Raw genomic sequence first — 6,809 nt, 5'->3', positions numbered from 1 at the left:
AGGAGGAGATTTAATGAATGGTTAATTCACAAGTAGTTGTAGATCCACAGATTCAAACGGTATTAGATGCTTTGAAAGGACGTACAATTGACCACGTATTTTTTGTAGCATGCGGCGGCTCTTCTGCCATTATGTATCCAAATAAGTACATAATGGACCGTGAAGCCCTTAATATTTCTTCAGATGTTTACAGTTCTAATGAATTCATTCATCGCAACCCTAGAAAACTTGGTGAAAATTCATTGGTTGTCCTATGCTCCATGTCTGGTACAACACCTGAAACCGTTAAAGCAGCGACATTTGCCCGTCAAAAAGGCGCATTAACTGTTGGTTATACGAACCAGCCAACTTCTCCGCTGGCACAGGAAAGTGAATTTGTTGTTAAATATGAATGGGGCGCAGAATCTATTGCCTTTAATACAAATTTAGGTTTGCTTTATCAATTAACTTTAGGTGCCTTAAACGTATTAGAAGGAAACAATAAGTTTGATAAACTGATCAACAGCTTACACAATCTCGAGGCTGTTTTTGAAAGATCAAACAAGCAATATGAAAGCCAGGCACAACAATTTGGTCAAGATTACAAAGATGAAAAAGTCATTTATACAATGGCAAGCGGAGCTAACTATGGAATCGCTTACTCCTATGCGATTTGTATCCTAATGGAAATGCAATGGATCCATTCCAATGCCGTTCACTCCGGTGAATATTTCCACGGACCATTCGAAATTATCGATAAGGATGTTCCATTTATTATCCTGCTTGGCTTGGATGAAACCCGTCCTCTTGATGAAAGAGCATTGGATTTCTCGAAAAAATACGGTGAAAAATTGGTTGTTTTAGACGCTAAGGATCTTGATTTGACTGGCATAGACGAAGAATTAAAAGGCTATATTGCTCCGCTGGTATTAAATAATATTCTACGCAGATATGCTGAACAGCTGGCAGAAGCCCGCAATCATCCTCTGTCAAAAAGACGTTATATGTGGAAAGTGGAATACTAATCCATTGGAGCTCCTCAAGTTAGACTTGAGGGGCTTTTTCTTTACTGTTGTTTTAGGCCAACACAAGACAATAGGTGACCGGTTTATCTTCTCATGCTCATTTTCGGGCACGTAGAGCCTTTCTACGGGACCATTTCCTCTGCTCCTTTCCTTTTTTGGGCATGTATAACTCTTCTACGTGACCATTTCCTCTGCCCTAGGCCTTTTCCGGTCACGTATAGCCCTTCTACGTGACCATCTCCACTGCCCCAGGCCTTTTCCGGTCACGTATAGCCCTTCTACGTGACCATTTCCTCTGCCCCAGACCTTTCCCGGGCACGTAGAAGGCTACCTGGCAAAAAAAGACCAGCCCCATAGGACCGGCCACCATCAAATGCATAGATTACCCAATCACAATCCTCTTCTCCCGCTTCTTACCATGGCCAAATGCGCCAAAGCGTCCACACGTTTCAGCCGCAGCCGCTGCACCCTTTTGCATCGCAGCCTTTGCATCACCATGCTTGACATACTCCTTTAAGAACACAGCCACAAACGTATCGCCAGCTCCTAATGTATCAACGACATCGGCATCGGCAATTCCATGTTCATAAACCTGACGGGAATCCGAAAATACTGATCCTTCTGAACCTCTGGTCACGATCACATTTGGTGTTCCTGCTGCATGAACTTTCGTGATCAGCGCATCACACTCTTGCTTCGTTAAATCGCCACCGGAGAAGATGGCAAATTTGACATGGGGACAAACCAGCTCCAAATATTCATCATCGTACCTTGTTGAAAAATCAAAGGAAATATCGATGTATTTTTTCAATAAAGGCAGTTCCTTTTCGATATAACTATATACACTTGTGTGCAGCAATGAGAAAGTATTAATAAACTCCAATTCTGCTTCTGCAAAATTCAGTTTTACAAGCTTTTGAACCCCGCCTTTATTCGAGCCTACAAACTTCCGATCGCCTTGCTCGTCTAAAGTGACAACAGCCTCACCCGATGGTCCAAATACTTTACGAACCTGGGAAACATCGATATTTTCCTGCTTTAACGAATTGACGATATGATTGCCCTCTTCATCATTCCCGACAATTCCAATATAAGAAACGAACTCGGCGCCATACCGTTTCCAAAATACCGCTACATTGACGGCATTTCCGCCCGGGAACATCTCCCCGCGGTCTTCATAGTAATCTACTACGTTATCCCCTACAGCAATTAACTTCATAATTGAATCCTCCCATTCGTTGAATAGCAGAAAGATACAACGCAACATTGTATCTTCCCGCAAATTATTTTAATAAGTTACTGTACGATAATATCTTCTAATCTCTAACGAGTGATCGCGTTTATCTTCTAAATGGACGCTGAGTCTTTGAAGCTGAGTAGATGTAACAATTGGTGATAAATATTTTCTAAACTCTTCGCTGATCCCTTCTAACTCGTAATCCTTCGTATCAAGAATCGTTACTTTCTTCGTATACTTTTCTGAAAAGCGCTCCACACGTTCCATCAGCGGACGCGTTTCATCTTCACCCGTTAAGAGAATCATGCTTGTGCTTTCATCGACTAACTCCAATGTGCCATGGAAGAATTCTGCTGCGTGAATCGATTTTGTTTTGATCCACTGCATTTCCTCCAACACACACATCGCATAGGAGTAAGCTCGGCCCCAAGTTGACCCGGAACCCACCACCATATGATAAGGCTCATCTTTATAGGCAACCGCAAATGCTTCTGCCCTAGCTTCAAACTGTTCTTTTACCTCAATTAACTTCTCCGGAAGAGCTTCTAACTGCGTAGCAAATGCTTCATAGTTAGGAAAATCGCCATTTTTATTCATTAGTTTAAAAATCAACAAATAGAGCACTAACTGATTGGAATCGCTGGCAAAATCATTTTCTGCAAAATTCACAAGCGGAAAATGAACAATATCAGCAAGCGGCTTATTGTATTCGCCTGTCAAGCCAATCGTTGTCGCTCCCCTTTCTTTACAGTATTTTGCTGCAGCGACCGTCTCTTCTGTTGTTCCAGATAGGGACGATAGAATCACAAGAGAATCTGAAGTAAACTGTTTATGATTCTGCAGCACAAATTCCGCTGCGATTTCCGCATAGGCAGGAATCGTCGATGTCGAGTTAATCATATATTCAAACGGATAAAAGGTGGCTACCGCCCCGCCTGAACCAATTAAGAAAATATTTTTAAACCCTTTTTCATAAACCTGGTCAGCAACACGCTCAATTTCCTCTCTAAGGCCCACAGCCCCGCCAGTTACTGTAAGATATTTTTCCCTGTTAAAATTCAACATTGCTTTCACTCCCTTTGATTTATATGTAATACATTATAATACGTTATACAATTGTTCGAGAAGCAGGGGGATATTTCCCCCTTTTATCCCTTGACGCTTCCTTCAGCCAAACCGCGGACAAAATATTTCTGCATGAAAATAAATATGATAATCAGTGGCAGTGCGGATATAACCAACCCAGCCATTAATACTCCCCAGTTAGTATTAAGCGCATCTTTAAAGACTAATAGACCAGAAGTTATCGGCTTTAATTCTTCTGTTTGAATGAAGATGATCGAAAATAAAAACTCGTTCCACGCATAATAAGCGGTTAAAATGATCCCCGTAAACATAATCGGTTTGCTCATTGGCATGTAGATTCTTACGAATACATCCAAGCTTGTCGCCCCATCCAGAAACGCGGATTCCTCCAGCTCTTTCGGAATCGACAAGAAGAAGGACCGGATTAATAGAACGGTTAATGGAATCCGATAAGCCGTAAAGGTTAAAATCAGAGCCCAATGTGTATCAAAAATCCCCATTTTTTGAACTAATTCATAAAGAGGGATTAAACTGCTCTGCGGTGAAAACATCAGGCCTGCTGAAACGAAAAGCAGCAGGAATTTGCCGCCTTTAAGTTGATAGCGAGTCAAACCAAAGGCACAGGCTGCACTGATTAAAACCGTCAGAATACACGTGCCTCCCGTGATAATCAAGCTATTGACGAAGTAGCTTGAAACCCCTTGTTCCCAGGCGGTCGTATAGTTTGAAAAGAGCCATTCTTTCGGAAGTCCCCAGCTGTCGTTAAAAATCTGAGCCGTATTTTTAAAAGAATTAACAATCATCCAAAATAAAGGGTAGGCAATGGCAATAAAGTATAGAGTAAGGAAAAGAAAGATTAGTCCGACTGTAATTGATAAGCCTGGCTTTCTTTTGGAAGCCTTAAAGTTTTTATTCGGAAACTTTAAGACCTTTCCGCCGGGATTAACCATTTGTGAATCTTCATGTGCTTCCATCGGCTTCATCTTTACTCCTCCCCTGTTTTTAAGAACTTATTTTGGATAAAGTAGAAAATTAGTGTGATACCTAAAATCACGTTGGCAATCGCTGAAGCAAACCCAGGTTCATTGTCGATAAAGGCCTTTTGGTATAGATATGTACTAAATACTTGTGACGAGTTACTAGGACCACCAGCTGTTAATACATATACTTCACTGAACACCAAGAAGGAGCCTGTCACCGTATAGATTAATAGAACAAACGTCATTTCCTTTACCTGTGGAACGGTGATGCTAAAGAATGTCCGGATTTTACCCGCTCCATCGATCGTCGCTGCCTCGTATAATTCCCCAGGGACTTTTTGAACCGCCAGCACATACAACATAACGGTATAACCGATACTTTGCCATTGGGAAACGGCAATGACAGCAAAAATTGATGTTTTTGGATTCCCTAGCCAGCCTTCCGTCCATTCACCCAAACCTACCAATCTTAGAAAGCTATTTAGCAAGCCGACATCTGGATTATAGATAAAGCTAAAGAGGATCCCAATAACCGTCATTGAAATGAGAACCGGGATAAAAAAGGTTGTCCGGAAGAAGGTGGAAAATCTCCTGAAAATCTTATCTTCTAATATCGCTGCAATCACTAATCCAAGCCCAACCTGGAGGATAACGGAGATAATGGCGTATAGGAGATTGTTCTTAAGTACCGTGAAGAAGACGGGATCTTTAAACAAGCGTGTATAGTTATCTAGTGAAACAAAGCTTCTATCTAATGTGAATGGGTTCCATTCATAAAAGCCATTAATGATATTTCGAACCAATGGATAGTATACAAATAGGGCCAGCATCAATAAGGCGGGTGCCATATAAATAAGCGGGACTATTCTCGTTCTACGCATCTATACCCCTCCCATCAACATCTATGAAAATGTCGGTTTAATAGGAAGCTAGTTTCCTATTAACCGACACCTTCTAGAATTCGTTGTTCTTTATTACTTCACTTGCTTCGCTGCATCCTGGACGGCCTTCATGATTTGTTCAGGCTTCATCGTGCCGCCAATCAAAGCTTGAACACCATCGCCATAAGGCTTGAAAATGCGAGTATCTAATGCACTGTCTGTCCAGATCAGCATGTTTGGCTGTTCTTTAATCATATCCATCGCTTTTACATCAGCTTCCGTTGCGGTATTGGCATTAACCGCTCCTTCAACCGTACTTGGCATACCGGTATCCTTAGCCAATTTTTCCCCGTTTGCCTTAGAAGTTAAGAATTCTAAGAACTCGACTGCTTCTTTAGGGTGTTGTGATTTGCTGTGAACCATAAATCCTTCTGGAGCTCCGATTAAGCCTCCTTGGTCGCCTTTAGCACCATCGATGGTCGGTACTTTAAAGGAATCCCATTTAAACGCAGCGTTTTTCATATACGTAATTTCCTGTGTTTCTAAGAACATGATGGCTGCTTTGCCGCCAAGGAATAAGTTTCTTGCTTCATCATGTGCAGTCGCATTTGGATTTTCATTAAAGAAAGGTCGTAATTCATCCAGCTTCTTTAATGATTCAACATAACTAGGATCCGTGAACTCTGCTCCCTTAAAGCTTAAATCTTTTGCTAACACATCCTGCGGTACAATTCTTTGATTCAATGCTGTTACATAGTGAGCAGCTGCCCATGGTGATTTATTTCCTAAGATGATTGGAGTTTGACCGCTCTTTTTAATCGTTTTAAGTACAGTGATAAACTCATCCCATGTAGTTGGTGCTTTCAAGCCTAATTTATCAAATAGATCTTTGTTGTAGAAGAATAGTTTACTGTCGGTAAATAGTGGAACACCATAGGTTTTGTCATCCTTTTGGAAGAATTTCACCTGTGATGCGATTAAATTGTCTGACCAGGCTTTATCATCTTGGTAGTATTTTGTAAGGTCTAAAGCTACGCCATCACGGATAAACTTTTGACCATATTCTCCAGCCCAAGTGAAGAAAACATCCGGTGGATTCTTGCTTCCAAGAAGTACGTTTGCCTTTTGTTTGTAATCATCGTTTAACGCTGTTACCTGTTCAACATGAACGTCTGGATGCTGTTTTTCAAACTCTTTAATCACACTATTAAAATATGTTTTGTACGGCTCATTTGGCCATCGGTAGAAAAAGGTGATCGTTTTCTTTCCATTTTCCGATTTGGATGAGGTAGAGCTGCTTGACGAACATCCTGCTAGTATTAATGACATTACCATGAAAATACCAACTGCTAGAGTAAACCAACGTTTCACATACATACCCCCAATTATTTATTCCTTATACAACTCATCTAAAACGCTTTCATCTTTGAATAGGTTCAGTATTGCAGCTCTTTAGCCTCCCTCTCTATGGAACACGTTATATCTCATGTTCAATTGTATTATAAGATTATATTACATACTATAACGTTTGAAGTCAATATCGAAATAAGGGGAATTTTCAAATTATTTTTTATACAGCTTCCTCTCTATTGATAAAACTACTATAGGTATACTACGATAG

The 6,809-nt window shown here is 40.8% G+C and carries 6 protein-coding genes; 1 reads left to right on the top strand and 5 read right to left on the bottom strand.

All coding sequences use genetic code 11. From position 1 onward, the window contains the following. Positions 1-17: 17 nt before the first annotated feature. The gene (locus V7161_RS24810; RefSeq protein ID WP_335715485.1) at positions 18-1,004 is read left to right on the top strand and encodes an SIS domain-containing protein; all 987 of its coding nucleotides are present in this window, start codon (positions 18-20) and stop codon (positions 1,002-1,004) included. 382 nt (positions 1,005-1,386) lie between these two features. Here V7161_RS24810 and V7161_RS24805 read toward each other — a convergent pair whose 3' ends face one another. The 5 genes from V7161_RS24805 to V7161_RS24785 form a co-directional block, all read right to left on the bottom strand. Further along, the gene (locus V7161_RS24805) at positions 1,387-2,223 is read right to left on the bottom strand and encodes a PfkB family carbohydrate kinase (RefSeq protein WP_335715484.1); all 837 of its coding nucleotides are present in this window, start codon (positions 2,221-2,223) and stop codon (positions 1,387-1,389) included. Positions 2,224-2,292: 69 nt separating this feature from the next. Further along, positions 2,293-3,306, bottom strand: coding sequence for an SIS domain-containing protein (locus V7161_RS24800; protein WP_335715483.1), 1,014 nt, complete (start codon positions 3,304-3,306; stop codon positions 2,293-2,295). An 83-nt stretch (positions 3,307-3,389) separates the two neighbouring features. After that, entirely contained in the window at positions 3,390-4,310 is a 921-nt protein-coding gene (locus V7161_RS24795; protein ID WP_420491659.1) for a carbohydrate ABC transporter permease, read from the bottom strand. A gap of 2 nt (positions 4,311-4,312) precedes the next feature. After that, a complete protein-coding gene (locus V7161_RS24790) occupies positions 4,313-5,188 on the bottom strand; it encodes a carbohydrate ABC transporter permease (RefSeq protein ID WP_223594874.1) in 876 nt (291 codons plus the stop codon). A 93-nt stretch (positions 5,189-5,281) separates the two neighbouring features. Continuing rightward, the gene (locus V7161_RS24785) at positions 5,282-6,559 is read right to left on the bottom strand and encodes an ABC transporter substrate-binding protein (protein WP_335715482.1); all 1,278 of its coding nucleotides are present in this window, start codon (positions 6,557-6,559) and stop codon (positions 5,282-5,284) included. Positions 6,560-6,809: the final 250 nt, after the last annotated feature.

It is taken from the genome of Neobacillus drentensis, from assembly GCF_036965425.1.
Classification (GTDB): Bacteria; Bacillota; Bacilli; order Bacillales; family Cytobacillaceae; genus Neobacillus; species Neobacillus drentensis_F.
Note: the sequence above shows the minus strand (reverse complement) of the source record. Positions and strands in the feature narration are given on the sequence as shown.

What these genes read in the sequence shown, in the direction of transcription:
- V7161_RS24810 (WP_335715485.1), top strand. Translation starts at nt 18, where the DNA reads ATGGTTAATTCACAAGTAGTTGTAGATCCACAGATTCAAACGGTATTA.
- V7161_RS24805 (WP_335715484.1), bottom strand. Translation starts at nt 2,223, where the DNA reads ATGAAGTTAATTGCTGTAGGGGATAACGTAGTAGATTACTATGAAGAC.
- V7161_RS24800 (WP_335715483.1), bottom strand. Translation starts at nt 3,306, where the DNA reads ATGTTGAATTTTAACAGGGAAAAATATCTTACAGTAACTGGCGGGGCT.
- V7161_RS24795 (WP_420491659.1), bottom strand. Translation starts at nt 4,310, where the DNA reads ATGAAGCCGATGGAAGCACATGAAGATTCACAAATGGTTAATCCCGGC.
- V7161_RS24790 (WP_223594874.1), bottom strand. Translation starts at nt 5,188, where the DNA reads ATGCGTAGAACGAGAATAGTCCCGCTTATTTATATGGCACCCGCCTTA.